The following is a 26,245-nucleotide window of genomic DNA, read 5'->3' on the forward strand; positions in this document are numbered from 1 at the left end:
CGTAATTGGCGGTGCGGACGCGGGCTCGCTAAGAACGGTGTTCTAGACACGAGGAGCTCTCCCCCATGCCGACCAGTCCCTGGAGCCACACCCGCAGCGCCAGCGTCGCCGACGACATCGACTTCGAGATCAAGGGCGAGGACCTGCAGTTCGTCGAGATCGAGCTGGATCCCGGCGAGAGCGCCGTGGCCGAGGCCGGCGCCTTCGTGTGGAAGGACGCCAGCGTCCAGATGACCACCGTCTTCGGCGACGGCTCGGCCGACCAGGGCGGCGGTTTCATGGGCAAGCTCTTGGGCGCGGGCAAGCGCCTGGTGACCGGCGAGAGCCTGTTCACCACCGTCTTCACCCACACGGGTCAGGGCAAGGCGCGCGTGGCCTTCGCCTCGCCGACGCCGGGCACCATCCTGCCGCTGAACCTGGGTCAGCTAGGCGGGACGCTGATCTGCCAGAAGGACAGCTTCCTGGCCGCCGCGCGCGGCGTGTCGATCGGCATCCACTTCCAGAAGCGGATGATGACCGGCCTGTTCGGCGGCGAGGGCTTCATCATGCAGCGCCTGGAAGGCGACGGCTGGGTGTTCGTCCAGATGGGCGGCACGCTGGTCGAGCGCGAACTGGCCGCGGGCGAGGAGCTGCACGTCGATACGGGCTGCCTGGCCGCCTATACGCCGGGCGTCGACTTCGACCTGGTCATGGCTGGCGGCGTCAAAAGCGTGCTGTTCGGCGGCGAAGGCCTGTTCTTCGCTCGCCTGCGCGGTCCGGGGAAGGTCTGGATCCAGTCGCTGCCGTTCGCGCGCCTGGCGGGCCGCATGATGCAGGCCGCGCAAGGCCAGGGCGGCAACCAGGGCGAGGGCTCGATCCTGGGCGGCCTGGGTCGGATGATCGACGGGAACTAGGCCGCAAAAGCTGTCATCCCGGACAAGCGCGTAGCGCGCCGATCCGGGACCGCCGGAAGCTCTGAGCTTGTCGCGGTCCCGGCTCTCCGCTTCGCTACGGCCGGGATGACAAGTTGGGCTAGCCCTTGGTCTTGTCCCAGCTGTCGTATTCGTAGGCGATGCAGCGGTCGATCAGCGTGCGCCAGACGGGCTCGGCGATGGCTTCCGACAGGCCGGAGTCGCGGGCGGCGGCTTTCACCTTCTCGACCACGTCCTCGATCCGCGCGCGGTCGAACACCTTGGAGCGGTCGGCCTTGATGCGGGCGGCGGCGTCCATGAAGCCCTGACGCTCGGTCAGGAGCTGGACCAGGGCCCGGTCCAGGGCGTCCACGCCCTGGCGCACATCGGCCATGGTCTGGCAGTCGGCGGGAGCGAGGTGCTCGTCGACTGTGAGAGTCGTGATTTTCATGGGCTCCTTTAAGCCGGTTCCGACGCCGGAAACCAGTACCGTAAGGGCTTAAATCCCCGAACCGTTGTCCATGGTCAGCAGGGCGGCCTCGTGCGCCTCGGCCTCGCTGCGCAGCCAGGTCACGAAGGCCTTCACCTGCGGCAGGCGGCCCTTGGCCTTGGGGTGGACGACGTAATAGGCGAAGTCGACCGCCGTGGAGGCCTCGAACGGGATCACCAGGCGGCCGGAATCAAGGTCGGCCTGGGCCAGGGTGCGCTTGGCCAGGGCGATGCCGCGGCCGTTGGCGGCGGCTTCGATGACCAGGCTGGACTGGTTGAAGCGCGGACCGCGCGCGCCGTCGACGCCCTTGATGCCGCGCGCCGCCAGCCACATCGCCCAGTCGGGGCAGCTGTCGTCGGCGTCGGGCGAGCCGTCGTGCAGCAGGATGTGATGGGCCAGGTCCTCGGGACGTTCCAGGGCGTTGGCTTCCAGCAGCTCGGGGCTGGCGACCGGCACGACGGTCTCGTGCATCAGTCGGATGACTTCCAGGCCGGGATAACGACCCGAGCCGTAGCGGATGGCCATGTCGACCTCGCCGGTGGCGAAGTCCACGACCTCCATGCCGGCTGACAGCCAGACGTCGACCTGCGGGTGGGCCTGCTCGAACTTGCCCAGGCGCGGCACCAGCCACTTGGCGGCGAACGAGGGGGCGGCGGTCAGGGTCAGGCGACGGCCGTCGACGGCGGCGGTCAGCAGGCTGGCGGCCTCGGCCAGGCGGTCGAAGGCCTCGCGCAGGGCGGGCAGGGCGGTCTGGGCGGCGTCGGTCAGCAACAGGCCCTTGGGCGTGCGCTTGAACAGCGCTGCGCCGACATAGTCCTCCAGATTCTGGATCTGCTGGCTGACGGCGCCGGGCGTCACCGACAGCTCGTCGGCGGCGCGGCTGAAGTTCAGATGGCGAGCGGCGGCCTCGAAGGCGCGCAGCGCGTTCAGCGGCGGCAGGCGACGGCGCTCGTTGGGTCTTTCCATGAGTTTTACTGAACGCCCCGGCAGAAGTCCTTGTTTGCGAATTGAGCCCTTCGCGACGACTTTGCAAGCGTTCGCTGACGGATTGGCCCTTTTCGTCAGTGGGCGCTTGCGGGGTCGTCTGTTAAGGGCGACCCCGCGTTGCGTTCTACCGTTTTATTCCAAGCGCCTTGATAGAGGTTCTTAAAGCCCATGGCCCGCCAGCCGGCCCGTCGCAGCAAGCCCGGTCTCGTCGTCGTTGGCGGGACGCGGGCCAATCGTGCGCTCGGCGCGGTGTGGCTCGTGGGCGCTGGTCCCGGCGATCCGGACCTCCTGACCTTCCGCGCCTTCAACGCCCTGCGCGCCGCCGATGTGGTGGTGCATGACGGTCTGGTCTCCGACGAGATTCTGGACCTGGCGCCCAGCCGCGCGCGCCGCATCAACGTGGCCAAGCGCAAGTCGCGCCACACCCTGCCGCAGGACGACATCAACCAGCTGATCGTGGCCCTGGCCCTGGACGGCTTGAACGTGGTGCGCCTGAAGGGCGGCGACCCGTTCCTGTTCGGCCGTGGCGGCGAGGAGCTGCTGGCCTGCCGCGAAGCCGGCGTCGAGTGCCACGTGGTGCCCGGCGTCACCGCCGCCCTGGCCGCCAGCGCCGGCGCCGGCGCGCCCCTGACCCATCGCGGTGCGGCCCAGGCCGTGACCTTCGTCACTGGCCACGCCGCGCATGGCGAGCCGGACCTGGACTGGGCCTCGCTGGCCCGTCCGAACCAGACCGTCGTCGTCTATATGGGCGTCTCGACCGCCGGCCTGATCGCCGAGCGCCTGACATCCGCCGGGCGCGCGGGTTCGACCCCGGCCCTGATCGTCGAGAACGCCAGCCGCGCCGACGAGCGCCGCATCCTCACCACCCTGTCGGGCTTGGCCGAAGCGGCGCAGGGCGTTAAGGGCCCGGCGCTGTTGATGGTCGGCGAGTCGATGGCCATGGCCGACACCGTGTCGGTGATCGATCCGATTTCCCAAACCGCCCTGTTCGAGCGGAGCTCGCGTTCATGAAAGCTATCACCGCCAACCGCCTGCTCGACGGTGACGTCGTGTTCTGGAAGGCCGGCCAGTGGGTCGAGCGCTTCGGAGACGCGCAGCTGTTCGACGAGGCCGGCGAAGCCGAACTCGAAGCTGCAGTCGCCACGGGCAAGAGCCAGCCGACCGTGGTCGTCGACGTCTATCCGATCGACCTGACCCCGTCGGAAGGTCATTGGGCGCCGGTCAGCTACCGCGAACGTATCCGCGCGCTGGGCCCCACCAACGAACTCAAGCATGGCAAGCAGGCTGAAGGCGGCGACGTCGTCGAAGCCCTGCGTCACGCCTCGGGCGCGGCGCGCTCGACCGGCCGTGTCGACCTGATCCGCAGGAAGTAGAGCGATGTACCAGTACGACATCATCGACAAAGAGTTCCTGCAGGACCGCTCGAACGAGTTCCGCGGCCAGGTCGCCCGCCGTCTGGCCGGCGAGCTGACCGAGGACCAGTTCAAGCCGCTGCGTCTGATGAACGGCCTTTATCTGCAGTTGCACGCCTACATGCTGCGGGTCGCGGTGCCGTACGGCTCGCTGAACCCGGCCCAGGTGCGCCGCCTGGCCGAGATCGCCCGCGACTACGACAAGGGCTATGGCCACTTCACCACGCGCCAGAACATCCAGTTCAACTGGATCAAGCTGAAGGATGCGCCCGACATCCTGGACAAGCTGGCCGAGGTGGACCTGCACGCCATCCAGACCAGCGGCAACTGCATCCGCAACACCACCTCGGACCCCTATGCCGGCGCGACGTCGGAAGAGGTCGATGATCCGCGCGTCTGGTCGGAGGTGATCCGCCAGTGGTCGACGCTGCACCCGGAATTCTCGTTCCTGCCGCGCAAGTTCAAGATCGCCATCACCGCCTCGGCCAAGGACCGCACGGCGGCCAAGGTGCACGACATCGGCCTCTTGATGCGCCAGGGCCGCGACGGCGCGCTGGGCTTCGAGGTGATCGTCGGCGGCGGGCAGGGGCGCACGCCCTATGTCGGCCCGACCATCAAGGAGTTCCTGCCGACCGACCGGCTGCTGAGCTACCTGGAAGCGATCCTGCGCGTCTACAACCGCCACGGCCGCCGCGACAATATCTACAAGGCCCGCATCAAGATCCTGGTCGCCGCCCTGGGCGCCGAGGAGTTCGCCCGCCAGGTCCAGGAAGAGTGGGAGAAGATCGACGCCGACCGCGCCGACCTGCCCGCCGCCGAGCTGGATCGCATCCGCGCCTCGTTCGCCCAGACCCCGTTCGAAACCCTGCCGGCCACGTCGGAAGCTTTCGAATTGGCCAAGGCCAAGGACAGCGCCTTCGCTCGCTTCGTCCGCAACAACGTCCGCGCCCACAAGCAGCCGGGCTATGCGATCGTCGAGATCTCGCTGAAGGCCCAGGAGCAGACGCCGGGCGACGCCACGACCGAGCAGCTGAACGTCGTCGCGGACCTCGCCGAGCGTTACGGCTTCAACGACGTGCGGGTGACCCACGCCCAGAACCTCGTCCTGCCGCACATCAAGCTGGACGACCTGCCGACCGTGTTCGCGGCCTTGCAGGCCAAGGGCCTGGCGACGGCGAACATCGACCTGATCAGCGACATCATCGCCTGCCCGGGCCTGGACTACTGCGCTCTTGCGAATGCGCGCGCCATCCCGATCGCCCAGGACATCGCCCGCCAGTTCGCCGATCCCGATCGCGCGGAGAACGTGGGCGAGCTGAAGATCAAGATCAGCGGCTGCATCAACGCTTGCGGCCACCACCACGTGGCCCATATCGGCGTGCTGGGCGTCGATAAGAAGGGCGAGGAATTCTACCAGCTGTCGCTGGGCGGTTCGGGCGCGGAAGACGCCTCGATCGGCAAGATCCTGGGCCCGGCTCTCCCTGCGGACAAAGTAGCGACGGCCGTCGACCAGCTGGTCGGCGCCTATCTCACCGTCCGCACCGACGGCGAGCGCTTCCTCGACACCTATCGCCGCGTCGGCCTCGAGCCCTTCAAGGAGGCTGTCTATGCCCAAGCTGATTGAGCTGGCTAACGGTCAGGCCCAATGGGCCGAGAACGCCTTCGTCAACGTCACCGACGAGGACGTCATCCCGGAAACGGGCGACGTGATCCTATCCTTGGCCCGCTTCGAGGCCGAGGGCGACGCCCTGTTGTCGTCCAACAGCCGCCGCGTTGGCGTGCGCGTCGAGTCCGACCAGGAGGTCGAGGTGCTGGCCTATGACCTGCCGCGCATCGCGGTGGTGGCCCTGGCCTTCCCGAAGTACCGCGACGGCCGCGCCTACACCTCGGCCCGCCTGCTGCGCGAGCGCTTCAAGTACGAGGGCCAGATCCGCGCCGTTGGCGACGTGCTGCAGGAGCAGGCCGGCTTCATGGTCCGCTGTGGCTTCGACGCCTTCGAACCGAACGACGGGGCCACGCCCGAGGCCTGGACCAAGGCCGCCAGCCGCTTCCGCCACGTCTATCAACGCGCCGCCGATGATCGACAGGTGGCCTTCGAGGAGAGGGCGGGCTGATGGCGTACGACCAGATCGGCGGGACCGCGGCAGGCCTCGCGGCCCGGCTGGGCGCCGAGCTGCGCGACGCCCATCCGCTGACCGTCCTGCGGGCGGCCTATGACCACTTCGGCGACCGCCTGACCCTGGTCTCGTCCTTCGGGGCGGAGTCGGCCGTGCTGCTGCACCTGGTCTCGCAAGTGTCGCCGGCCATTCCGGTGCTGTTCCTCGACACCGGCATGCTGTTTGGCCAGACGCTGGACTACCGCAAGAACCTGGCTACGCGCTTTGGCCTGACCGACGTGCGCGACCTGCGTCCGGCCTTTACGGACCTGGCGACCCAGGACCCGAATTCGGACCTGTGGCGCACCAGCGTCGACGGCTGCTGCCACATTCGCAAGGTGTTGCCGCTGGACCGCGCGCTGGGCGGCTTCGACGCCTGGATCACCGGCCGCAAGCGCTTTCACGGCGGCGACCGCCTGAGCCTGCCCGTGGTCGAGGAGGCCGAGGGCAAGCTGAAGTTCAACCCGCTGGCCAACTGGTCGAAGGCCGAGCTGGACGCCTATGTCGCCGAGCACAACCTGCCGTCCCACCCGCTGGTGGAGCAGGGCTATGCCTCGATCGGCTGCTGGCCCTGCACCAAGCCGTCGGAAGACGGTCGCTCGGGTCGCTGGCAGGGCCAGGAAAAGACCGAGTGCGGCATCCACGTCGCCCGCGCCCCCGGCGTGGTCTCGAACGTGGGCGGCGATATCTAGGCTGTCGCCAGGCGCGGCAACGCCAGCCGCACGGCCTCTTCGCGCGCCAGGAACCGCAATTCGACCCGTGCTCCGCCATTGCGGCGATTGGTGATCGTCACCTCGCCGCCGTGCGCGTCGGCCAGCGCCTTGACTACGGACAGCCCCAGGCCCGAGCCGCCGGTGGCCCGCGTGCGCGACAGGTCCGCGCGCCAGAAGCCCTCGAACGCGCGATGGTCCGCCGGGAAGCCGGGACCACGATCGTCGATCCGCAGCACGCACTCGGCGTCTTGGACGAAGGTGCTGACGCTCAGGCAGCCGCCCTCGGCGGCGTAGCGGCGGGCGTTCTCCAGCACCGCGCGCAGCATCTGGCGGATACGGGCGGGATCAGCCCGGACCAGGGCAGGGGCTAGCGCCGTATCCACCGCCATTTCCGCCGCCACGAACTGCGGAGCCAGGGCGTGCAGCACCGACCGCGTCTCCTCGGCCAGGTCGCAGTCGGCGACCTCCAGGCCCAGGGCGCCGGTCGAGGCCAGGCTGACGGTGCGCAGGTCGTCGATGATCCGCGACAGGTCGCTGACCTGGGTCAGCAGGATCCGCATGTGGGCGTCGTCGCGCGGGAAGACGCCGTCCAGCGCGCCCTGGATGTAGCCGTTCAGCACGGTCAGCGGCGTGCGCAGCTCGTGGGCGACGGCGGCGGTCTGGAAGCGCATGCGCCGCTCCGAACCCTCCAGCGCCTCGGCCTGGGCGTTGAAGCCGTCGACCAGGCCTTGCAGCTCGCGGGTCAGCTTGGGCGGCGGCGCGATGCGGTGACTGAAGTCGCCGGCGCCGATCTTCTTGGCCCCCTCGGCCACCGCCAGAACCGGCGCGGCGAAGCGGTTGGCGATGCGTCGGGCGATCCAGACATAGACGGCGATGACCGCCAACGAGAGCAGGGCGACGCCAGCATAGCTGAGGATCATGGCGCGCGGCTGCTCGACCGCCATGGTCTGGATCAGCAGTAGCATGTCCGCGTTCGACGGGACCTGGTTCTTGTCGAGCACCTCGATGGCGTGCAGCAGGCGCGGCGTCTGGCGGCTCTTGATCTCCAGCTCGATCAACTTGTCGAGGCCGGCCGAGGCGGTGGCGATGAACACGACCGCGCAGGCCAGCATCCAGGCGATGGCCGTGCCCAGGCGGCCGGCCAGGGTCGGGGCGGCCTTCACGCGCCGGCCGCCAAGCGGTAGCCGACACCCCGCACGACGGCGACAAAACCGACCGCGCCGGCCGCCTCCAGCTTGCGGCGCAGGTTGCTGACGTGGCTGTCGACCGTGCGCTCCAGGGCGTCGCTGTCGGGCAGGCAGGCGTCGAGGATCTCGCTGCGGGTCAGCACGCGCATCGGGGCGTTCAGGAACTGCACCAGGATGCGGAATTCGCTGAGCGTCAGGTTCAGCGCCGTCGCGCCGGCGCCGGGATCGACCACGCGGGCGAGGTGAGCCGACAGATCCGCCTCGATCGGGCCGTGGCGCAGCAGCTCGGCCCGGCCGCCGCCGGCGGTTCGGCGCAGCACCGCTTTCACACGGGCCACCACCTCGGCGGGGTTGAACGGCTTGACCACATAGTCGTCGGCGCCCATCCGCAGGCCGGTCAGGCGGTCGATGTCCTCGGCCATGGCGGTGGCGAAGATCACCGGCGTGTCGCCCCGCCGCCGCACCTCGGCCAGCACGGCATAGCCGTCCTTCTTGGGCACGTTGACGTCCAGCAGCAGCAGGTCCGGGTTCAGGCTGCGATGCTGTTGCAAGGCGGTCTCGCCGTCGGCGGCGCAGATCACCCGCAGGCGTTCGCGCTCCAGATAGGTCTGCAGGATGCGAGCGATGTCGGGGTCGTCCTCGACCACGCAGATCAGCGCGTTTTCCATTCTTCCGTCCTGCAGCGTGAGCGGGCGATCCTGGCGCGCGACTGTCGAGGTTCCGTGGAGGCCTCGCGAACATCCGGCCAGCCTAGCCAAGGCCCGCGGACCGCCGTTCTGGCAAATGAATTACTCTTAAGGTCGCGCCCACACGGTCTCCACACTTCGCGCGCGGACCCTCCATGGCCCGCCGCCACCAAGGCTCCACCTCAAGCCGGCCTCCCGACCGGCGACATCAACGAAGGTGGAGTCTCTCCCATGCTGAAAACCACGATCATCGCCGCGGCCCTGCTGGGCGTCGCCGCACCGGCCCTGGCCCAGGAGCAGCCCGTGAACACCCTGACCGGCTTCTACGGCGGCGCCGAGGTCGGCTACGGCAAGCCCAAGACCCGACTGGACTTCACGCCCAAGACCGGGACGCCCGCCTCGGGCAAGGCCAACAAGACCGGCTTCGAATATGGCGGCTTCCTGGGCTACGGCGCCGTGGTCGGCGAGGGCCTCTATCTGGGCGGCGAGGCCAGCCTGGGCGCGGGCGGCGGCAAGGCTTCGCGCAGCCTGGCGGGTAACAAGGTCACCATCGATCCGGGTCTGCGCTACGGCGTGGCCGCTCGCGCCGGCTTCGTCGTGGCCGATGACGCCCTGCTGTACGCCAAGGTCGGGCTGGAGCGCCGCAAGGTCGAGGCCTCGATCCTGGGGGCCAAGAAGAAGCTCACCGAGAAGGGCCTGGTCTACGGCATCGGCTACGAGCAGCAGCTGACCGCCAACCTGGCCATGCGCGGCGAGCTTCTGCGGGTGAAGTACGACGACAAGACCGCCAACTTTTCGACCGGCGACAAGGTCAAGCTGGACGGCAGCGAGACGCGCCTGAGCCTCGGGGCCGTGATCCGGTTCTAGAGGGCGCGTGGCGTCATCCCGCCCTTCAGCCCCCTCGCGGGATGACGCCTCTTCTAGCTGACCTGAACCAGATGGCGCAGGCCTTGCTCCATCTCGTCGATCACGCGTCCGACGGACGGATCTTCGGACGAAAGCCGGGCATAGGTATCGATGATCGAACCCGGCGCGATCAGATCCATCTCGAGGCGCTCGGCCGTCACGCGGGCGGCGAAGAGGGCGGGGGCCAGGGCGCAGTCGGCGATCGTGAGCCGGTCGCCCAGGGCGTATCGCGGTCCCTTCACCAGGTCGTCCAGCATCGTGACGCCGTTGAGCAGCTCCTCGACCGCGCGACGGGCGCTGGCCGCGTCAGTGCGCGGCTGGGCCAGGAGAACCATCGGCGGCATCAGGTAGAGATCGACGTGGCGCACGATCAGTCGGGCCATCGCCCGATCGAAGGCGTCGACGGGCATCAGGGACGGCGCGTCCGGAAACCGCTCCTCCAGATATTCCAGCAGGACCGCCGACTCCCAGATGGGGCCGCGTTCGTCCAGCAGCACCGGGATGCGACCGGTCGGGCTCAGATCACGAAAGTGAGGGCTGTCGCGCCAGTTCGCGGGGGGCGGGATCAGGTCGATCGGCAATCCCTTGGCATAGATCGCGATGCGGACCCGCGCCGCGAAGGGCGATACGGGAAGGCTGATCAGGTCCATGCCTATTGCCCGGGACGATACGTCTTCACGGCGTGCGGCTTCAGGTCTTCGCGATAGAAGTACACGTCGCGCAGATTGCCCAGGCTGTAGCGCAGGGCCTGGTCGTTGAAGTGCGGGGAGGCGGGATCGCCGCTTTCGCCGCCGGCCGAGACGGCGCGGGCCCGGACCTTGTCGCCGAACTGCACGACCGCCACGAAGCTGTTGCCCAGCGTGCCGTAGTACTTCTTGGTCCCCGGCCAGCGCTTGGCCCCGAACGAGGCCAGTGAGCCCCACTGGGCCGAGGTGAAGGCCACGGGGATGCTGGGCTTGGCGTCATCGAACGTCTGGACGATGGCGGCGTCGTTGCGCTGGAAGCGGTTGATGTCGCCCCACGGCGTCTTCCACGACCCGAAGTCGGCGGTCAGGCGGTCCGAGGCCTCCGCCAGGGCCGCCAGTTTCTCGGCCGGCGTCAGCTTGTCGGCCATGTAGTCGTAGGTGTTGAGCCCTTGAGCCTTGGCGGCTGGCGCGGCCTTGGCCCACATGGCTTCCCCCCAGAACACGGCCAGCGAGGTTTCGGTCGAGCGGGCCGACCACCTCTTGTCCCAGGCGCTGAGCGCCGCGACCTGCTCGGCAAGCTTGGGATCGGGGGCGGCGTCATAGGCCGCGACCAGCGTCGGGATCAGGCGGGCGAAGGCGGTCAGGTACGGGTCGTAGGCCTTGTCGATCAGGCCGCCCAGGGTCAGGTTCTTGGCGTCCTTCAGCACCAGCTCGGCATGGAGGCCGCGCGGGTTCTCGCCGAAGGTGTCCATGTACTTCGGGTAGTCGGCCTTCTTCGGGCTGTAGGGACCAGCGGCCGTGTAGGGCCAGTTGTTGGTGTTGAAGGTCCAGCCGTTGGGCGGGTTCACCACGTGCGGCGCATCCTTCAGGGCGTGCAGGCCCTTCCAGTCGGTGGCCGGGTCCGAGCCATCGACCGGCTTGGTGTAGTCGAAGCGGTCGTCGCGCACCGGAATGAACTGCGGGTGCAGATAGGCGATCTCGCCCTTGCTATCGGCGAACAGGGTGTTGTTCGACGAGTTGGCCTTGAGCTCGGCCACCTTCATGAAGCTGGCGAGGTCCGTGGCCTTGGTGCGCAGGAACGACTGCTCCAGCGCCGCGACCGGCTTGTTCATCAGGGCGATGCTGATCCACTTGCCATCGGCCTCGCGCACGATCGGGCCGTGGTGGGTTTTGAAGACGGTGAAGCGCCTCGTGGCCATCGATCCGTCGGCGGCGCGGTAGGGGACGGCGATCACCTCGCTCTTCAGCGGACGCAGGTCCTTGCCGTACTTGTAGAACCGCTGGCCGTCCTTTTCGACGATCGTCTCGGCGAACTCGTCGACCACGTCGACGCCGCTGGAGGTATGCATCCATCCCGCGTGAGCGTTGAAGCCCTGGTAGATGAAGAACTGGCCCCAGGTCGTGGCGCCATAGGCGTTCAGGCCCTGGTCGCTGCTGACCTGCATCTCGGACCGGAAGAAGAAGCTGGTGTGCGGGTTGATCAGCAAGAGGGCGTGGCCCTCCAGCGTCAGCTTGGGCGCGATGGCCATGCCGTTCGAGCCCTTGGGCTCCTTGAACAGCAGGCCCCGTTCGTCGGCGGTCATGGCCAGCTGGCGTTGGCCGTAGAAGGCCTCCAGCTGGGTCAGGGCGACGCGCTCGATGTCGCCGCCGATGCTGCCTTCCGAGAAGCTGAGCGCCATCCAGGGCTCGAACTTGCTGATGACGCGCGGCTTCACGTCCGGATGCGTGGCCAGGTAGAAGTTCAGCCCGTCCGCCCAGCCGTTCATCAGCGCCTTCAGCCAGGCCGGGCTCTTGGCGTAGTCGGCCTTCAGCACGGCCGGATCGATGAACAGCTTCTGGCGCAGGTCGGCCCAAATCGCCTTCTCGCCCTCCGCCTCGGCCGTGCGGCCTAGCGAGGTCATGAAGTTGGTCTCGACCCGGTTGAAGTCGTCTTCGGCCTGGGCGTAAGCCATGCCGAACACCGCGTCGGCGTCGGTCTTGCCGTGGATGTGAGCGATGCCCCAGTCGTCGCGGGTGATCGAGACGACGGCCGCGCGGGCCTTCAGGCGGGGGAGGTCGTCGGCATGGGCGGGCGCCGTGCACAGGACGGCGGCCAAAGCCAGAATGCTGACCGAAAGACGACGCATACGAACCCCCAACCTCACGAAGGAGGGGATCCAAGCCGAGTTTGGAGATCAATGCCAGTCCGCGCGTATTCGGCGGACGCAACTGCTACTGCGGCGGGCAGCCCTTGAACTGGCCGACCGTGCTGACCGACAGGCTGGACAGGTCCAGGCCGCCCAGCGCCTTCATCGAGGCGGCGCCGACGCCGCTGAAGAGGTCCAGCTTCAGCCCCTTGATCGCGCCGCCGATGTCGGAGGCGTACCAGTAGCCGTCGTGCGTGCCGCCGTCGGGCATCGGCAGGCCGACGGTTTCCTTGATGAAGATCACGGTGCGGCGCGGGATCACCTTGGGATCGACCGCGACGGTGCGCATGGCCGCGACCTTGCAGCCCAGCGAGTCGAGCGCGCGGATGCCCTTGGCGCCCGCGTGATACATCGTCGCCCGCATCTTGAACTCGACCGAGCCCGGCAGGCCGCCGCCCAGGGCGGTGCTGATCAGGTCGCCCAGCGGGTCCGGACGCGCAGTGGCGGCGGGCGCTTCATCGGCGGCATGAGCGAGAGCGGGAATGGCGAGTGCGGAGATGACCGCGGTGGCCAAAATTCCGGCGAGCTTGCGTCGCATCGAGGGGGTCCTCTTATCGGCGTGTCTGTCGGGCGGCGTCTGGGTAGCCCGATCACGGAGGCGTGACAACCCCGGCAGGCGTCGCACCGGCGGCCAAGCTCGCTCAGTGCGCGAAAAAGCGGCAAGGATTCAGAGGCTTGAAACTGCGCTGTAAAGACTCACTTTTTTCGGTTTGAAGAGCTTCACAGGAGGAACCCGCATGACTCTGCGCATCTACGGCGACTCGATTTCCGGCAATTGCCTGAAGGTGAAGTGGACGGCCGAACGGCTGCATCTGCCGTTCGACTGGATCGAGACCGACATCCTGAAGGCCCAGAGCCGCACGCCGGAGTTCCTGGCCCTGAACCCCGCCGGCCAGGTCCCGATGGTGATCCTGGAGGACGGCCGGCCGCTGTCGCAGTCGAACGCCATCATGCTGCACCTGGCCGAGGGCTCGGTGCTGATCCCGGCCGACGCCTATGACCGCGCCAAGATGTTCGAGTGGCTGTTCTGGGAGCAGTACAGCCACGAGCCCTATGTGGCGGTGGCCCGCTTCCAGATGGCCTATCTGGGCAAGAGCCGCGACAGCCTGGAACCCCGGCTGATCGAGCGCGGCGACGCGGCCCTGGCGCGACTGGAAACACAGCTGAAACAAACGCCCTTTCTGGTCGGCGAGCGTCTCACCCTGGCGGACATCGCCCTGGTGGCTTACACCCGCGTGGCGCACGAGGGCGGGTTCGACCTTTCGCAGTATCCGGCCGTGAAGGCCTGGGTGGGGCGGATGGAGACCGCGCTCGGCATTATCTGATCTCTGGGAGCCTCCCCCTTGCGTCTGTCGACCAGCCTGAAAGTCCTCGTCCTTGCCGCCGCCCTGTCGGCGCCGGCCGCTTCGGCCTTCGCCTGGGGCGCCTCGGGCCACCGCGTGGTGGGCGTCGTCGGCGCCAAGAGCCTGCCGGCGGACGTGCCGGCCTTCCTGCGCACGCCGGAAGGCATTGCCGCGATCGGCGAATACGCCCGCGAGCCGGACCGCTGGAAGGGCTCGGGCAAGATCCACGACACCGACCGCGACAGCGCCCACTTCCTGGACCTCGACGATCAGGGCCGGATGTACGGCGGGCCGATGTTCACGGTGGCGACCCTGCCGCCCACGCGCGCCGACTATGAGACCGCGCTGCGGGCCGCCGGACAGGATAGCTGGAAGGCCGGCTACCTGCCGTACTCGATCATCGACGGCTACCAACAGCTGGTGAAGGACTTCACCTACTGGCGCATCCTGACGGCCGCCGTGAAGATCGAGAAGAACAAGACCCGGCTGCTCTATTACAAGGCCGACCTGAAGCGTCGCGAGCAACTGCTGCTGCGCGACCTGGGCGTCTGGGCCCACTATGTCGGCGACGCCAGCCAGCCGCTGCACCTGTCGGTGCACTACAACGGCTGGGGCGATTATCCGAACCCGAACGGCTACACCAACTCGCGCCAGACGCACGGTTCGTTCGAAGGCCCGCTGGCCGCGGCCGTGGGTGACGAAGCGTCGGTCAAGGCGCTGGTGCCGGCCTACAAGGCCTGCGACTGCTCGATCGAGACCCGCGTCGTCGGCTATCTGACCGACACCTGGAAGCAGACCGAGCCGCTGTACCAGCTGGAAAAGGCCGGCGGCATGGTCGCCACCGACGACCGCGCCAAGAGCTTTGTCCGCACCCGCATCGCGGCCGGCGCCACGGCCCTGCGCGACCTGGTGACCGACGCCTGGCGTGAAAGCGCCAACGGCAAGATCGGCTACCGCCCCGAGATCAGCGTCGCCGACGTCGCGGCCGGCAAGGCCGATCCGTGGTTCGACCTCTACGGCAAGGACTGAGGCGGGAATGCTGGCTTTCGGGACGCCCGGAGAAGGGCTGACCTATCGCGATCGCCGCGCCGCCTTCGGGGTGGCCGAGAACGGGCAGGGCAAGATCGCCCTGGCCCAGGTCACCAAGCCCGGCAAGGCGCCGTACTTCGACCTGCCCGGCGGGGCGGTGGATGGCGATGAGACCGAAGCGGAAGCTGTCGCCCGTGAGTTCGGCGAGGAGACCGGCCTGGTGGTCCAGGCCGGGTCCCTGATCGAGACGGTGTCGCAGCATTTCCTGAAGTCCGACGGTGAGCCTGTCCGGAACTTCGGCGGTATCTATGTCGTGAAGGTCACCGGCGAGAAGCCGGGCCTGAAGATCGAGGACGACCACCAGCTGGTGTGGCTGGACCCGCGTGACGCGGTGGTGGCCCTCCGCCACGACGCCCATGCCTGGGCGGTCGCGGCATGGATGCGTCGGGGCTAGCTTAGTTCAAGGCGAAGGCGGTGTGGGCGCCGGCGCGCTGGGCGACCTTCAGGTCTGCGATCTGCTGCTCGGTCATCGCGTCCTTCACGTCGATGGCGAAGTCCATGCGGCAGCCCCGAGCCGTCAGACCACGCAGGCCCTTGCCGGCGCAGACGCGGGCCCCAGCCAGGGTGGCGCGGCGCTCGAACTCGCGGGCGTCGGCCGGGCTCGACAGGGTCAGGTCGCCGACCAGGATGCGCGCGACCGGCTGGGCCGGCTCCGCGGCGTGAGCGGCGGTCAGGCCGATGATCGGAGTGGCGGCCAGGGCCAGGGCGGCGACGGCGGCGATGCGGCTGACGATCTTGTTCATGACTAATGTCCCTCTAGTCTTTGTTGTGGTCGCCTGCGGCGGCGATCCGTTGAATGAGGGTGTAGTCTCAGGCAGCGCCGAATACCCGTTACGAGTGCTTCATGACTTCGAATTAAGTCTATGAAACGCAAGTAATATTTCAGAAAATTTAGAATTGGTGGGGCGACGTTATCGCTCAGGTCAGGCCCTGTAGAGATCCGCGTCCGGATCGCGTTCGCCCCGCACCTCGGCCGCGACGATCTGGGACGCGATGACCGAATAGGTGATGCCGTTGCCGCCGAAGCCCATGACCGCCCAGGTGTGGTCCATGCTCTCCACCGGGCCGATATTGGGCAGGCCCGTCGTGCTTTCGCCAAAGGCGCCCGCCCAGCCGTAGTCGGGCTCGAACGCTGCGTAGGGCAGCAGTCTCTGCAGCTTGGCGGCGATGACCTGGCCCTTGCGCTTCAGCTTCGCCTTGTCCTGATGCGCTGTCATCGAGGCTTCGTCCTCGCCGCCGACGATCAGCCGGCCGTCGCCGCCCATGCGCAGATAGAGGTAGGGATCGGACGCCTCCCAGACCAGCATGTCCCTCAGCCAGGCGGGGCAGCGCTGACGCGGCTTGGAGGCGATCGCCCAGGTCGAGATGATCTCGGCCCCTGGCGTTGGAACACCCTTGGGGAATTCGTATCCGCAGCAGAACACCACCGACTTCGCCCGGACCGCGTGACCGGTATCGGTCAACAGGGTCACGCCATCGGGATCGCTGACCGCCTGCAGCACCTCGACCGGCGACCAGGTGCGGGCGCCGCGCGTGTGGGCCCGCCTCAGCAGCGCGGCCGCCAGCCGGGCCGGGTCGCCGCTGGCCGAACCGCTTGAGAGGATGGCCCCGGTTCGCTCCACGCCGAACCGCTCGCGCAACGTGGCGGCGCTGAGATACTGGCTGTCGAGGCCGATCTCGGCCCGGGCCAGCGCCTCGGCCTCCAGCGCGCGATGGCCGTAGGCGTCGCCGGCCAGGTAGAGCGACGACTTGCCCTTCAGGCCGCAGACAATGCGCTCTTCGGCCACGATCTGTTTGAGGGCGTCCACCGCCTGACGGGACCTGAGATAGGCCCGCCTGGCCTTGGCCGCGCCGATCTTCTTGGCGAGCGCGGTGAGGGGAAGGTCGATCTCCCACTGCAGCAGGGCGGTCGACGCAACGGTCGATCCCATCAGGGGCGGGCGGCGGTCCAGCACCGCGACCGAGTGGTCCTTCGACAGCTCATGGGCCATGAAGGCGCCGCTGATCCCCGCGCCGACAATGGCGACGTCGACGCTGATCGCGCTGGTGAGCGGACGCACCGGCACGCCCAGTCCAGGGCTGTCGGCCCAAAGCGACCGACCGGTCCGCAGGTCGCGTTTGATCGTGGCGCCGGTCATCAAGACTTCCCTCAAAGCGGAGGCTTAGCTCCTGAGGGCGTTGGCAGTTCCCCTTAGGCCGCCACGAAGTCCCGCGTCGCCTTGTGGTCGCTCTGGCGCACCGGCAGCGTGAAGCTGACCGTGGTGCCTTCGCCAGGCTGGCTGTGCATCTCCAGCGCGCCGTCGTGCATGGTGATCAGCGACTTGGTCAGGGCCAGGCCCAGGCCCGTGCCTTGCGTGGTCTTGGAGAACTGGCTCTCGACCTGCTCGAAGGGCTTGGCCAGGCGCGCCAGGTCTTCCTTGGCGATGCCGATGCCGGTGTCGGTGACCGACACCTTGACCATGTCGCCGAACGGGTCGCGGCGGACCTCGGCGCGGACGGTGACGCTGCCGGCGCGCGGCGTGAACTTGATGGCGTTCGACAGAAGGTTCAGCAGCACTTGCTTGACCGCGCGGTAGTCGGCCTCGATCTCGGGCAGGTGCGGGAACTCGATGTTGAGTTTCAGGCCGGCGGCCTCGGCGCGGTTGCGGATCAGGCGGACGGCGTCCTCGGCCACGTCCTCCAGGTGCATCGGCTCGAACTTGAGGTTCATCTTGCCGGCCTCGATCTTCGACATGTCGAGGATGTCGTTGATCAGCGCCAAGAGGTGCTGGCCCGACGAGTGGATGTCCTGGCTGTAGCCCTTGTAGCGCTTGTCGCCGAGCTCGCCGAACATCTCGTTCATCATGATCTCGGAGAAGCCGTTGATGGCGTTCAGCGGCGTGCGCAGCTCGTGGGACATGTTGGCCAGGAACTCGCTCTTGGCCTTGTTGGCGCTCTCGGCCTTGACCTTTTCGGTCTCGTACTTGCGGGCCAGCTCGGCCAGCTGCTCCTGGCTGCGCTCCAGGCCGTTGATGGCGCCCTGCAGCTGTTCCTCGTTGAGGCGGCGGGCTTCTTCCTGGGTCTTGATGGCCGTGATGTCGGCGGCGGTCATGACCAGGCCGCCTTCGGCCGTGCGGCGCTCGCTGATCTGGATCCAGCGGCCGTCCATCAGCTCGGCCTCGCGCACGCCCTTGGCGCCGTCGGGCGCAGGGTGGTCCTGCTTGATGGCCAGGGCGGCGAAGCGGTTGACCTCGGCGCGGGCGGCGCCGGGCTTGAGCAGCTTGGGCTCCAGCGAGAAGACGCTGCGGTAGTTGCGGTTGCACATCAGCAGCCGGCCCTGGCGGTCCCACAGGACGAAGGCTTCCGACACGCTTTCGATGGCGTCGCGCAGGCGGTTCTCGGCGGCCTGGGCGCGGGCCTGGGCGATGCGCTCCTCGGTGACGTCCAGGGCCACGCCGATGATGCGCACATAGCCGTCGGCGCCGGGCTTGCCGAAGCCCTGGCCACGGGCGTCGATCCACAACGAGCGGCCGCCCTGTTCGGCGGCTGGAACGCGGAACGAGACGTCGAAGGCGCCGTACATGGCGGCATTGGCCAGCGCCTGGCGTACGCGCTCGCGATGGTCGATCGAGATGCGCTCCAGGAGGTCCTGGCCCGAGACGACGCCGCCGCCGCCCCAGCCGAACATCGCGCCGGTGACATCGGACAGGAACACCTGGTCGGCGTTCAGGTCCCATTCCCAGATGCCGCAGCGGGCGGCTTCGACGGCCAGGCGGAAGCGCTGCTCGCTGTCGATGAATTCGCGGTGGGCGCGCTCGGCCTTGCGGCTCTGGACCATCAGCAGCAGCGCCAGGGCGATGCCGACGGCCAGCGGGGCCAGCAGGGTGAAGGCGCCTTCCATCACCTGGCGGTCCAGGTTGGCGACCGAGCGGGTGGGCGAGGCGGCCAGGACCAGCAGGGCGCCTTCGGCCACGGGGCGGACGGCCAGATCCAGGGCGGCGCCGTCGACGGCTTGGCCGCGCACGGCGACGGGGCCGTCGCCCAGGTCCTCGACCGCCAGGGCGAAGGCCTCGCGCAGGGTCGTAGCGCCCTGGGCGCCACGGCCGCGGGCGGCGATCAGCTTGCCGCCGGGCAGGGCCAGGGCGCCGCTGTCGCCCTTTTCCGGATCCTCGATCAGGCGCGCAGCGTCGCCGCTGGCGATCACGAAGGCGCGGGTCTTGTCCAAGGTGGCGGCGGTGGCGACGTAGAGCCGACCGCTGTCGCCGACCGAGCCGGTCCAGGTGGTGCGACCCGAGGCGGCGGCGGCCTGGGCGGCGGATTTCCAGTCGGCGCCGTCGTCGCGGCCCGAGACGGCGACCACGCCGCTGGGGCTGACCACGGCGACGGCCGCGGCCTCGCCGCCGGCGGCGCGCAGGGCGGTCTCGGCGGCGTCCATGGTCGCGCCGGGATCACGCTTGAGCAGGTCGGCGGCGGCCGAGAGGCCGGCGCGCTGGGCGGCCAGGCCGGTCTCGACGCGCCCGGCGATCAGGCCCGCTTTCGCTGACAGTGGCGCGCCGCCTGGCTGGGCCGTAGCCTCGTCCTGCAGGCGCTTGACGCCGAAGGCGGTGTAGACGGCCAGCAGCAGCAGGGCCGCCAGGATGGCGATACGAACGAAGGCCTGTGACGGCGCCTGGACGGACTTGGCGCGCACGGCAACGGGCGCGGCCGGTCCGGCAGCCGCCGGCCCCCCGTGTCTCGCCATGCCCCTGTCCAAAACGCCCGGCTCCCGGATTCACGCGGCGAGTCACTTCGCCAAGATGGTGAATCTACCGTACGCGCTGCGACCGCGTCACCGCCGGAAAGGCGGATTCCGTGCTTGTGAGCCCATTGGTCGCAACCCCAAGGGGCGGCGACTCATGAAATCCTCTTTCAGGCCAAGGCCTTGGTCGCCAGCTCCAAAACGTTCTTGGACAGGTCCGGATGGGCCGCGACGCGCTCCAGCTGCTCGCGCATCAGCTGACCCAGCTCTGGACGGTAGCGCCGCCAGCTGCCCAGGGGCTCGATCAGGCGCGCGGCGGTCATCGGGTTGAAGCTGTCCACCGCCAGGATCTGGTCGGCCAGGAAGCGGTAACCCGCGCCGCTGGGATCATGGAATCGCGCCGGGTTGAAGTTGGCGAAGGTCGAGACCAGGGCCCGCAGGCGGTTGGGATTGGTGGGCTCGAAATCGGGATGCTTGGTCAGGGCGATCACCCGGTCCAGAGCCGCCTCGGATGGATCGTAGGCCTGCACCGAGAACCACTTGTCCAGGACCAGCGGCTCCTTGCGCCACGCGCCATGGAAGTTGGCCAGGGCGATGTCGCGCTGCGGGTCGCCGCTGAGCATCAGGGCGTACAGGCTGCCGACGTTGTCGGTCATGTTGCCCGACGAGATGTAGTGGCCCACCAGCCGCTCGAGATTCTCGGCATGCGGGTCGGCGGACAGCATCTCGGCGCAGGCGTTGCGCAAGGCGCGGCGACCGGCGGCCTCGGCGCTTTCCGAGAACTCCCCGGCGCTCTGCATCTGGCCATGCAGGCCCCGCAGCAGATCGCCCAGATGCACGGCGATGCGGGCCCGCAGTTGGCCGCGCGCCTCGTGGATGGCGGCGGGATCGGCCGCGTCCAGCGCCAGGGCCAGGCCCGGTTCCGACGGCAGGGCCAGCAGCAGGGCCTTGAAGGTCGGCTCGGCCGCGTCGTCGACCAGGGCCTTGCCCAGGGCTTCGGCGTAGCGCTCTTCGCCGACCTCGTCAGGCTGGCCGGCCGCGCGCGCCAGGATCAGGTCCAGGGCCAGGGTCTGGCCGGCTTCCCAGCGGTTGAAAAGATCCGGATCCGAGCCGAACAGCACATAGCGATCCGACGGGCGGGCGTTGGTGGTCAGCTTCACCGGGGCCGAGAAGCCGCGCAGGGCCGACAACACCGGCGTGCTTTCCACGCCGTCCCAGCGGACCGTCAGGGTGTTCTTGTCCAGCAGCACCACCTCGGTGTCGCGCAGCACCGCGCCGTCGGCGGACAGCAGGCCGATGGCGACCGGGATCGGCAGCGCCTTCTTGGTCGGCTGGCCCGGGGTGGGGGCGGTGGACTGGGTCAAGGTCAGGGTGACGGCCCGGGCGGCCTCGTCATAGACGGTGTCGACCGTGACCGACGGGGTGCCGGCCTGTTCGTACCAGGCGAAGAAATTGGTGAGGTCGCGGCCCGAGGCCTCGGCGAAACAGGCGATAAAGGCCTCGACCGTGGTCGCCTGGCCGTCGTGACGCTGGAAATAGAGATCGCTGCCGGCCCGGAACGCCGCCGCGCCGACGATCGTCTTGAGCATGCGGATGATCTCCGAGCCCTTCTCGTAGATCGTCGCGGTGTAGAAGTTGTCGATCTTCAGATAGCTGGAGGGACGCACCGGGTGGGCCAGGGGGCCGGCGTCCTCGGCGAACTGGCGCGCGCGCAGGGCCCGCACTTCCTTGATCCGCTGGACCGCTTCGCCGCGCATGTCGGCGCTGAAGGTCTGGTCGCGGAAGACCGTGAAACCTTCCTTCAGGCACAGCTGGAACCAGTCGCGGCAGGTGATGCGGTTGCCGGTCCAGTTGTGGAAGTACTCGTGGGCCACGACCGCCTCGATGCGCTCATAGTCCAGGTCGGTGGCGGTCTGCGGGTCGGCCAGCAGCAGGGAGCTGTTGAAGATGTTCAGCCCCTTGTTCTCCATGGCCCCGAAATTGAAGTCGCGCACCGCCACGATCATGAACAGGTCGAGGTCGTATTCGCGGCCGAACACCTCCTCGTCCCACTTCATGGCCCGCTTCAGGCTGTCCAGGGCGTAGGCCGCGCGCGAGGCCTGGCCGGGGTCGACGAAGATCCGCAGGGACACTTCGCGGCCGCTCATGGTGATGAACTTGTCGGGCAGCACGTCCAGGTCGCCGGCCACCAGGGCGAACAGGTAGCAGGGCTTGGGGAAGGGGTCCTCCCACTCGGCGAAGAAGCGGTTGCCGCTTACGACGCCGTTGCCGACCAGGTTGCCGTTGCTCAGCAGGTGCGTGAACCGGCGGTCGGCCTCGATGCGCACGCTGTAGCGGCTCAGCACGTCCGGCCGGTCGGGGAAGAAGGTGATGGTGCGGAAGCCCTCGGCCTCGCACTGGGTGCAGAAGCGGCCGCCCGACATGTAGAGGCCCATCAGGGCCTTGTTGGCCGACGGATCGATCTCGACCTCGGTGGTCAGGACGAACTGGTCGGGGACCTCCGGCAGAGTCAGGCGCTCGGGATCGATCGTGTACTGGTTGGCGCTGAGAGCCTGGCCGTCAATGGCGATCGACAGCAGCTTCAGCCGCTCGCCGTCCAGCACCAGGGGCTCGTGCTTGTCGCCAGTGCGGCGCACCGCCAGTTCGGCCTTCACGCGCGTCTGCGACGGGTGCAGGTCGAAGATCAGGCGGGTGGTCTCGATGGCGAACGGGAACGGACGATAGTCGGCCAGGCGGATCGGCTGGGGCGTGTCTGTGCGCATCCATCCTACTTAATCCCCCGAGCGGGCCACCGCGAGAGGACCTTGCAGCCAAGGTCGAATTATTGGCTGGTTGCGGCTCGGATCGGCCGGGGGAGCAGCGATATGGCGAAGAGCGGACTGGAAGTCGGGCGCAGGCGGTTCCTGCATCCCGGGCCGCTACGCTGGCTCCGGGCGACCGGCTGGATGGTGCTGCTCTTCATCGTCTTCAGCCTCGTCTATGCGGGCGCGCAGGCTGTCGGCAATCCACTGTTCACGAACGGTGGCCACCTCTTGGAAGTGCTGGAAGTCACGGCGATCTGCTTGGCGGGCCTGGGTCTCTACGGCGTCATCGTCTGGCTGGCCGAGGGGCGCTGGCCGCAGGAGCTGAACCTGCGCGAGGCGCCGGCCGAGCTGGCCATCGGCCTCGCGGTCGGCGCGGCCATGCTGAGCGCGGCGGTGGCGGGGCTCTACGCCCTGGGCGTCTACGAGATCAGCGGTCCGCGCCCGGCCTCGGCCTGGGGCACGATCGCCATGGCCGTCGAGTCCGGGGTGATGGAGGAGCTGATGATGCGGGCCATCGTCCTGCGCCTGCTGATGCGCGCCTTCGGGATCTGGCCGGCCCTGGTGTTGCAGGCGGCGCTGTTTGGGGCGCTGCACCTGGCCAATCCCAATGCCAGCCCTGTCGCCGCCGCGGCCATCGCCATCGAGGCGGGCCTGATGTTGGCCGGCTTCTACCTGCTGACCGGGCGCCTGTGGATGTCGATCGGCGTCCACGCGGCCTGGAACTTCACCCAAGGCTGGGTCTGGGGCGCCTCGGTGTCGGGCATCCCGGTGGTCGAGAGCTGGCTGGTCAGCAAACCCAAGCCCGGCGCGCCCGAGTTCCTGAGCGGCGGCGCCTTTGGTCCCGAGGCCTCGCTGCCGGCCATGGTAGTGGGGACCCTGACGGCGGCGGTGGTGCTGTGGTGGGCCTGGAAGAAGGGAAACTTCAAGGCCAAGCCGGACGTGGCGGCGCAATAGTCACAAAATTATTGTGGTCTTTTGAGGCGGGTCAACGAGCCTGCCTGACCGCGGGCGCAAACCCCTTTCGACAGCAAAGGTCGAAAGGGGATACCGATGACCACCAAGCTTTTCCTGGCCCTGACGGTGGCGGCCGGCCTGGGCGCGACGCCCGTCCTGGCGCAACAGATCTCGCCCAAAGCCAAGGGCGACATCGTCCTGAACGTCCGCCTCACCGACGTCGCGCCGAAGGCCGGCGATCCGATCGTCACCGCCGCCGGCGCGGCCACCGGCCTGAAGGCCGACGTCAAGGACGACATCAAGCCGACCATCGGCCTCAGCTATTTCCTCACCGACAAGCTGGCCGTCGAGGTGATCGCCGGCACGACCCGGCATACGGTGAAGGCCGTGGGGGCGGGGACGGACGTGGCGGCGCACAAGACCTGGGTCCTGCCGCCGGTCGTCTCGCTGCAATACCACCCGCTGCCGGGCGCGCGCTTCAGCCCCTATGTCGGGGCCGGGCTGAACTACATGCTGTTCTACGGCGGCAAGGACAAGAACGGCTTCACCGTCGATCTGGGCAACGGCTTCGGCTACGCCCTGCAGGCCGGCGCCGACATCCCGATCAACGCCGCCTACAGCCTCAACATCGACGTCAAGAAGGTGTGGTTCGACACCGACGCCAGCATCAACGGCGGCGCGCTGAAGTCCAAGGTCAAGCTGGACCCGCTGGTGGCGTCGGTGGGCTTTGGGCGACGGTTCTAGGTCTACCCCGGCATCGCCTCGAACTGGGGAAGGTCCAGCGCCTTCACCCAGGGAAGGCGGCGCTTGGTGAACATCTCCAGCTTGGGCCCGAAGCCCGTCGGGTCGTCCAGCGCGCCCAACTGGACGAACACCGCGCCGGGGAAGGTGTCGAGATTGCTGGTGAACAGCCGCGCGCCGCAGGCCTTGCAGACATTGCGGTCCAGGTGGCCGCCGGAGTCGGCGATGTAGTGGAAGGCCCGGACCTCGCCGCGGGTCACGGTGAAGTCGTCGGCGGGCACGCCGAAGAACACGGCCGCCTCGCCGCCCGACGCCTTCTTGCAATCCAGGCAGTGGCACATGGCGATGAAGTCGGGGTCGGCGTCGAACTCGAACTGGACGGCGTCGCAAGCGCAACGCGCCGTATGCTTTTTCACCATCGTGATCGTCCCTTTGCTCGTCCGGCGGGACCGCCGGGCGCGAGCAGAGTAACGAACTTCTCGGCCTACTCCGAGACCGGTCCCGCCGCCGGCGCTTCCTGTAGGTAACGCTCGATCGCCGCGATCTTCTGGGCCAGCTCGGCCAGGGCCGGCGGGGCGTCCTCGGGATTGTCGGCGACCAGGGTGAAGAGCTCGCGAGCGATGGCGTGCAGGCGCGGGGCGCTGGCGATCAGGCGGGCCTGATACTCCATCTTGTGCGGGTCGCGGTCGTACTCGGCCCCCGGCGTGCGCCAGCCGCCCCAGTCCTGGGCGTCGGTGACCACCACCGGATAGGTTCCGGGGTAGGGGTGATGGGCGCAGTCGCCCTCCTGCTGCCACTTGTTGCGGGCCCGCAGCACGCGCCAGTTGGAGGTCAGGCCGCCTTCCTGCGGATCGACCTTGTCCTCGGCCTTCAGCTCGTGGGCCAGGAACTCGCGGTTCAGACCGACGTCGTAGGTGACGCGCACGGGCTCGTCGAAGCCCTTGGCCCAGATGGGCACGATCTTGTCGACCGTCGCCCAGCAGCCGACGCTCTCGACCCACACCCTCTGGTTCTTCTGGAAGACGGTCTTGGCCATGCCGTGAGGTAACGTCCGAACGCATATGAAAGGCGGCCATAAGAACCTGAAATTCTTGACGCCGGGTCAATCTTTCCCTTCGCGTGAACGTCGTTCAGTGTGCGTCTCGAGACCCGCCGCAGAGTGTGGTCCAGGGAGAACGCCCGTGGATTTCGACTATTCCGACGACCAGAAGTTCCTGAAGGACGAGGCGCGCAAGTTCCTCGCCGCCCATTGCGACGTCGCCGTCGTGCGGGGTGTCTTGGACAATGCCGACCGCTCGTTCGACCATAAGCTCTGGAAGGGCGTGGCCGAGCAGGGCTGGCTGGGCGCGTCGATCCCCGAGGAACACGGCGGCCTCGGCCTGGGCCGCGTCGAGCTGTGCGCCATCGCCGAGGAGCTGGGCCGCGTCGTCGCGCCGATCCCGTTCGCCTCCACCGTCTATTGTCTGGCCGAAGGGATCATGGCCTTCGGGACCGATGGTCAAAAGGCCGCGATCCTGCCACGCATCGCCGCCGGCGAGCTGATCGGCGCCCTGGCGACCTCGGAAGGTCCTGGTGTCGTTGGCCCCAATACGCTGCAAAGCCGGGTCGAGGGCGGCAAGCTCACCGGAACCAAGATCCCCGTGACCGACGGCGACGTCGCCGATGTCGCCTTGGTGCTGGCCAGCGAAGGCGGCCGTCCGGGCCTGTTCCTGGTCGACCTGAAGCAGGCCGGCGTGAAGCGTGAGACGCTGAAGAGCCTGGATCCCACGCGCGGCGTGGCCAAGCTCACCTTCGACGGCGCGGTCGCCGAGCGGGTGGGGGAGGCCGGCGCCGGCTTCGACATCGTCCAGGCCATTCTGGACCGCGCCGCCGTGCTGCTGGCCTTCGAACAGCTGGGCGGCGCCGACCGCTGCCTGGAGATGGCCAAGGACTACGCCCTGGGCCGCTACGCCTTCGGCCGCGTCATCGCCGGCTATCAGGCGATCAAGCACAAGCTGGCCGACATGTACGTCAAGAACGAGGTCGCCCGCTCCAACGCCTACTACGGGGCCTGGGCCTTGAACGACGACGCGCCGGAGCTGCCGATCGCGGCCTCGGCGGCGCGGATCGCGGCGTCGGAAGCCTTCTGGTTCGCCAGCAAGGAAAGCATCCAGGTGCACGGCGGCATGGGCTTCACCTGGGACGTCGACTGCCACCTCTACTACCGCCGTTCGCGGCAGCTCAGCCTGGTCGCCGGCGCGCCCAAGGTCTGGAAAGAGCGGCTGGTCAGCCAGCTCGAACAGAAGAACGCGGCTTAAG

26 protein-coding genes are annotated in these 26,245 nt (G+C 68.4%); 13 read left to right on the forward strand and 13 right to left on the reverse strand.

All coding sequences use genetic code 11. The annotated features are described in order from the left end of the window. Positions 1–65: 65 nt before the first annotated feature. A complete protein-coding gene (locus tag AC07NF_RS19130; RefSeq protein WP_494629903.1) occupies positions 66–893 on the forward strand; it encodes a TIGR00266 family protein in 828 nt (275 codons plus the stop codon). 118 nt (positions 894–1,011) lie between these two features. On the opposite strand, the gene AC07NF_RS19135 is transcribed toward AC07NF_RS19130, so the two are convergent. Further along, entirely contained in the window at positions 1,012–1,341 is a 330-nt protein-coding gene (locus AC07NF_RS19135; RefSeq protein ID WP_494629908.1) for a chorismate mutase, read from the reverse strand. 48 nt (positions 1,342–1,389) lie between these two features. Then, entirely contained in the window at positions 1,390–2,346 is a 957-nt protein-coding gene (gene gcvA / locus AC07NF_RS19140; RefSeq protein ID WP_454714894.1) for a transcriptional regulator GcvA, read from the reverse strand. Positions 2,347–2,535: 189 nt separating this feature from the next. On the opposite strand from gcvA, the gene cobA reads away from it, so the two are divergent. From cobA to AC07NF_RS19165, 5 genes are read left to right on the forward strand one after another with little or no spacing between them, the layout of a single operon-like run. Further along, positions 2,536–3,378: a uroporphyrinogen-III C-methyltransferase gene (gene cobA / locus AC07NF_RS19145; RefSeq protein ID WP_494629913.1), complete on the forward strand. Its 843-nt coding sequence runs from the start codon at positions 2,536–2,538 to the stop codon at positions 3,376–3,378. After that, positions 3,375–3,740: a DUF2849 domain-containing protein gene (locus AC07NF_RS19150; RefSeq protein ID WP_494629915.1), complete on the forward strand. Its 366-nt coding sequence runs from the start codon at positions 3,375–3,377 to the stop codon at positions 3,738–3,740. The genes cobA and AC07NF_RS19150 overlap by 4 nt, the downstream gene beginning before the upstream one ends. A 4-nt stretch (positions 3,741–3,744) precedes the next feature. Further along, complete coding sequence (locus AC07NF_RS19155) at positions 3,745–5,403, forward strand: nitrite/sulfite reductase (RefSeq protein ID WP_492816780.1); 1,659 nt, start codon at positions 3,745–3,747, stop codon at positions 5,401–5,403. Beyond that, on the forward strand, positions 5,387–5,893 hold the full coding sequence (locus AC07NF_RS19160) for a DUF934 domain-containing protein (RefSeq protein WP_494629919.1): 507 nt from the start codon (positions 5,387–5,389) through the stop codon (positions 5,891–5,893). The genes AC07NF_RS19155 and AC07NF_RS19160 overlap by 17 nt, the downstream gene beginning before the upstream one ends. Then, positions 5,893–6,627 (forward strand): phosphoadenylyl-sulfate reductase, encoded by a 735-nt coding sequence (locus AC07NF_RS19165; RefSeq protein WP_494629921.1) that lies wholly within the window; start codon positions 5,893–5,895, stop codon positions 6,625–6,627. The genes AC07NF_RS19160 and AC07NF_RS19165 overlap by 1 nt, the downstream gene beginning before the upstream one ends. Here the strand turns inward: AC07NF_RS19165 and AC07NF_RS19170 are convergent. Beyond that, positions 6,624–7,811, reverse strand: a complete 1,188-nt coding sequence (locus tag AC07NF_RS19170) for an ATP-binding protein (protein WP_494629924.1) — start codon at positions 7,809–7,811, stop codon at positions 6,624–6,626. The genes AC07NF_RS19165 and AC07NF_RS19170 overlap by 4 nt on opposite strands. Next, complete coding sequence (locus AC07NF_RS19175; RefSeq protein WP_494629926.1) at positions 7,808–8,503, reverse strand: response regulator; 696 nt, start codon at positions 8,501–8,503, stop codon at positions 7,808–7,810. Before AC07NF_RS19175 ends, AC07NF_RS19170 begins: the two co-directional genes overlap by 4 nt. 249 nt (positions 8,504–8,752) lie before the next feature. On the opposite strand from AC07NF_RS19175, the gene AC07NF_RS19180 reads away from it, so the two are divergent. Next, positions 8,753–9,388 carry a porin family protein gene (locus tag AC07NF_RS19180; RefSeq protein WP_494629929.1) on the forward strand — a complete coding sequence of 212 codons (636 nt, stop codon included), beginning with the start codon at positions 8,753–8,755 and terminating at the stop codon, positions 9,386–9,388. 53 nt (positions 9,389–9,441) lie between these two features. On the opposite strand, the gene AC07NF_RS19185 is transcribed toward AC07NF_RS19180, so the two are convergent. The 3 genes from AC07NF_RS19185 to AC07NF_RS19195 all read right to left on the reverse strand — a co-directional run bounded on the left by AC07NF_RS19185 (position 9,442) and on the right by AC07NF_RS19195 (position 12,837). Beyond that, on the reverse strand, positions 9,442–10,077 hold the full coding sequence (locus tag AC07NF_RS19185) for a glutathione S-transferase family protein (protein ID WP_494629933.1): 636 nt from the start codon (positions 10,075–10,077) through the stop codon (positions 9,442–9,444). Between the two features lie 2 nt (positions 10,078–10,079). Continuing rightward, positions 10,080–12,239, reverse strand: coding sequence for an acylase (locus AC07NF_RS19190; protein WP_494629935.1), 2,160 nt, complete (start codon positions 12,237–12,239; stop codon positions 10,080–10,082). Positions 12,240–12,324: 85 nt separating this feature from the next. Further along, entirely contained in the window at positions 12,325–12,837 is a 513-nt protein-coding gene (locus AC07NF_RS19195; RefSeq protein ID WP_494629941.1) for a 3D domain-containing protein, read from the reverse strand. A gap of 199 nt (positions 12,838–13,036) precedes the next feature. On the opposite strand from AC07NF_RS19195, the gene AC07NF_RS19200 reads away from it, so the two are divergent. The 3 genes from AC07NF_RS19200 to AC07NF_RS19210 are packed head-to-tail and all read left to right on the forward strand — an operon-like array spanning position 13,037 to position 15,125. Then, positions 13,037–13,624: a glutathione S-transferase family protein gene (locus AC07NF_RS19200; protein WP_494629943.1), complete on the forward strand. Its 588-nt coding sequence runs from the start codon at positions 13,037–13,039 to the stop codon at positions 13,622–13,624. Positions 13,625–13,642: 18 nt separating this feature from the next. Further along, complete coding sequence (locus AC07NF_RS19205) at positions 13,643–14,671, forward strand: phospholipase C/P1 nuclease family protein (RefSeq protein WP_492816762.1); 1,029 nt, start codon at positions 13,643–13,645, stop codon at positions 14,669–14,671. A 7-nt stretch (positions 14,672–14,678) separates the two neighbouring features. Continuing rightward, complete coding sequence (locus AC07NF_RS19210) at positions 14,679–15,125, forward strand: NUDIX domain-containing protein (protein ID WP_494629946.1); 447 nt, start codon at positions 14,679–14,681, stop codon at positions 15,123–15,125. A 1-nt stretch (position 15,126) separates the two neighbouring features. Here the strand turns inward: AC07NF_RS19210 and AC07NF_RS19215 are convergent, their stop codons facing one another. From AC07NF_RS19215 to pepN, 4 genes are all read right to left on the reverse strand, one after another. Beyond that, positions 15,127–15,474 carry a UrcA family protein gene (locus AC07NF_RS19215; protein ID WP_492816758.1) on the reverse strand — a complete coding sequence of 116 codons (348 nt, stop codon included), beginning with the start codon at positions 15,472–15,474 and terminating at the stop codon, positions 15,127–15,129. 180 nt (positions 15,475–15,654) lie between these two features. Next, positions 15,655–16,869 carry an NAD(P)/FAD-dependent oxidoreductase gene (locus AC07NF_RS19220; RefSeq protein WP_494629948.1) on the reverse strand — a complete coding sequence of 405 codons (1,215 nt, stop codon included), beginning with the start codon at positions 16,867–16,869 and terminating at the stop codon, positions 15,655–15,657. A gap of 53 nt (positions 16,870–16,922) precedes the next feature. Beyond that, positions 16,923–19,451: a cell cycle histidine kinase PleC gene (gene pleC / locus AC07NF_RS19225; protein WP_494629952.1), complete on the reverse strand. Its 2,529-nt coding sequence runs from the start codon at positions 19,449–19,451 to the stop codon at positions 16,923–16,925. Between the two features lie 167 nt (positions 19,452–19,618). Beyond that, complete coding sequence (pepN, locus tag AC07NF_RS19230) at positions 19,619–22,210, reverse strand: aminopeptidase N (RefSeq protein WP_494629955.1); 2,592 nt, start codon at positions 22,208–22,210, stop codon at positions 19,619–19,621. A gap of 102 nt (positions 22,211–22,312) precedes the next feature. Between pepN and AC07NF_RS19235 the strand changes: the two genes are divergently transcribed. Further along, complete coding sequence (locus AC07NF_RS19235) at positions 22,313–23,206, forward strand: CPBP family intramembrane glutamic endopeptidase (protein ID WP_494629957.1); 894 nt, start codon at positions 22,313–22,315, stop codon at positions 23,204–23,206. A 96-nt stretch (positions 23,207–23,302) separates the two neighbouring features. Continuing rightward, a complete protein-coding gene (locus tag AC07NF_RS19240) occupies positions 23,303–23,950 on the forward strand; it encodes an OmpW/AlkL family protein (protein WP_494629961.1) in 648 nt (215 codons plus the stop codon). 2 nt (positions 23,951–23,952) lie between these two features. Here the strand turns inward: AC07NF_RS19240 and AC07NF_RS19245 are convergent, their stop codons facing one another. Further along, a complete protein-coding gene (locus tag AC07NF_RS19245; RefSeq protein WP_494629964.1) occupies positions 23,953–24,366 on the reverse strand; it encodes a GFA family protein in 414 nt (137 codons plus the stop codon). A gap of 65 nt (positions 24,367–24,431) precedes the next feature. Beyond that, positions 24,432–24,983: a hypothetical protein gene (locus AC07NF_RS19250; RefSeq protein ID WP_494629966.1), complete on the reverse strand. Its 552-nt coding sequence runs from the start codon at positions 24,981–24,983 to the stop codon at positions 24,432–24,434. A 145-nt stretch (positions 24,984–25,128) separates the two neighbouring features. Between AC07NF_RS19250 and AC07NF_RS19255 the strand changes: the two genes are divergently transcribed. Then, the gene (locus AC07NF_RS19255) at positions 25,129–26,244 is read left to right on the forward strand and encodes an acyl-CoA dehydrogenase family protein (RefSeq protein WP_494629968.1); all 1,116 of its coding nucleotides are present in this window, start codon (positions 25,129–25,131) and stop codon (positions 26,242–26,244) included. Position 26,245 lies beyond the last annotated feature (1 nt).

It is taken from the genome of Caulobacter sp. GW821-FHT10A06 (assembly GCF_059415805.1).

Excerpts from the sequence above, each read along its gene's own strand:
- AC07NF_RS19130 (WP_494629903.1), top strand. The coding sequence starts at position 66 with ATGCCGACCAGTCCCTGGAGCCACACCCGCAGCGCCAGCGTCGCCGAC.
- AC07NF_RS19135 (WP_494629908.1), bottom strand. The coding sequence starts at position 1,341 with ATGAAAATCACGACTCTCACAGTCGACGAGCACCTCGCTCCCGCCGAC.
- gcvA (WP_454714894.1), bottom strand. The coding sequence starts at position 2,346 with ATGGAAAGACCCAACGAGCGCCGTCGCCTGCCGCCGCTGAACGCGCTG.
- cobA (WP_494629913.1), top strand. The coding sequence starts at position 2,536 with ATGGCCCGCCAGCCGGCCCGTCGCAGCAAGCCCGGTCTCGTCGTCGTT.
- AC07NF_RS19150 (WP_494629915.1), top strand. The coding sequence starts at position 3,375 with ATGAAAGCTATCACCGCCAACCGCCTGCTCGACGGTGACGTCGTGTTC.
- AC07NF_RS19155 (WP_492816780.1), top strand. The coding sequence starts at position 3,745 with ATGTACCAGTACGACATCATCGACAAAGAGTTCCTGCAGGACCGCTCG.
- AC07NF_RS19160 (WP_494629919.1), top strand. The coding sequence starts at position 5,387 with ATGCCCAAGCTGATTGAGCTGGCTAACGGTCAGGCCCAATGGGCCGAG.
- AC07NF_RS19165 (WP_494629921.1), top strand. The coding sequence starts at position 5,893 with ATGGCGTACGACCAGATCGGCGGGACCGCGGCAGGCCTCGCGGCCCGG.
- AC07NF_RS19175 (WP_494629926.1), bottom strand. The coding sequence starts at position 8,503 with ATGGAAAACGCGCTGATCTGCGTGGTCGAGGACGACCCCGACATCGCT.
- AC07NF_RS19180 (WP_494629929.1), top strand. The coding sequence starts at position 8,753 with ATGCTGAAAACCACGATCATCGCCGCGGCCCTGCTGGGCGTCGCCGCA.
- AC07NF_RS19185 (WP_494629933.1), bottom strand. The coding sequence starts at position 10,077 with ATGGACCTGATCAGCCTTCCCGTATCGCCCTTCGCGGCGCGGGTCCGC.
- AC07NF_RS19190 (WP_494629935.1), bottom strand. The coding sequence starts at position 12,239 with ATGCGTCGTCTTTCGGTCAGCATTCTGGCTTTGGCCGCCGTCCTGTGC.
- AC07NF_RS19195 (WP_494629941.1), bottom strand. The coding sequence starts at position 12,837 with ATGCGACGCAAGCTCGCCGGAATTTTGGCCACCGCGGTCATCTCCGCA.
- AC07NF_RS19200 (WP_494629943.1), top strand. The coding sequence starts at position 13,037 with ATGACTCTGCGCATCTACGGCGACTCGATTTCCGGCAATTGCCTGAAG.
- AC07NF_RS19210 (WP_494629946.1), top strand. The coding sequence starts at position 14,679 with ATGCTGGCTTTCGGGACGCCCGGAGAAGGGCTGACCTATCGCGATCGC.
- AC07NF_RS19215 (WP_492816758.1), bottom strand. The coding sequence starts at position 15,474 with ATGAACAAGATCGTCAGCCGCATCGCCGCCGTCGCCGCCCTGGCCCTG.
- AC07NF_RS19220 (WP_494629948.1), bottom strand. The coding sequence starts at position 16,869 with ATGACCGGCGCCACGATCAAACGCGACCTGCGGACCGGTCGGTCGCTT.
- pleC (WP_494629952.1), bottom strand. The coding sequence starts at position 19,451 with ATGGCGAGACACGGGGGGCCGGCGGCTGCCGGACCGGCCGCGCCCGTT.
- pepN (WP_494629955.1), bottom strand. The coding sequence starts at position 22,210 with ATGCGCACAGACACGCCCCAGCCGATCCGCCTGGCCGACTATCGTCCG.
- AC07NF_RS19235 (WP_494629957.1), top strand. The coding sequence starts at position 22,313 with ATGGCGAAGAGCGGACTGGAAGTCGGGCGCAGGCGGTTCCTGCATCCC.
- AC07NF_RS19240 (WP_494629961.1), top strand. The coding sequence starts at position 23,303 with ATGACCACCAAGCTTTTCCTGGCCCTGACGGTGGCGGCCGGCCTGGGC.
- AC07NF_RS19245 (WP_494629964.1), bottom strand. The coding sequence starts at position 24,366 with ATGGTGAAAAAGCATACGGCGCGTTGCGCTTGCGACGCCGTCCAGTTC.
- AC07NF_RS19250 (WP_494629966.1), bottom strand. The coding sequence starts at position 24,983 with ATGGCCAAGACCGTCTTCCAGAAGAACCAGAGGGTGTGGGTCGAGAGC.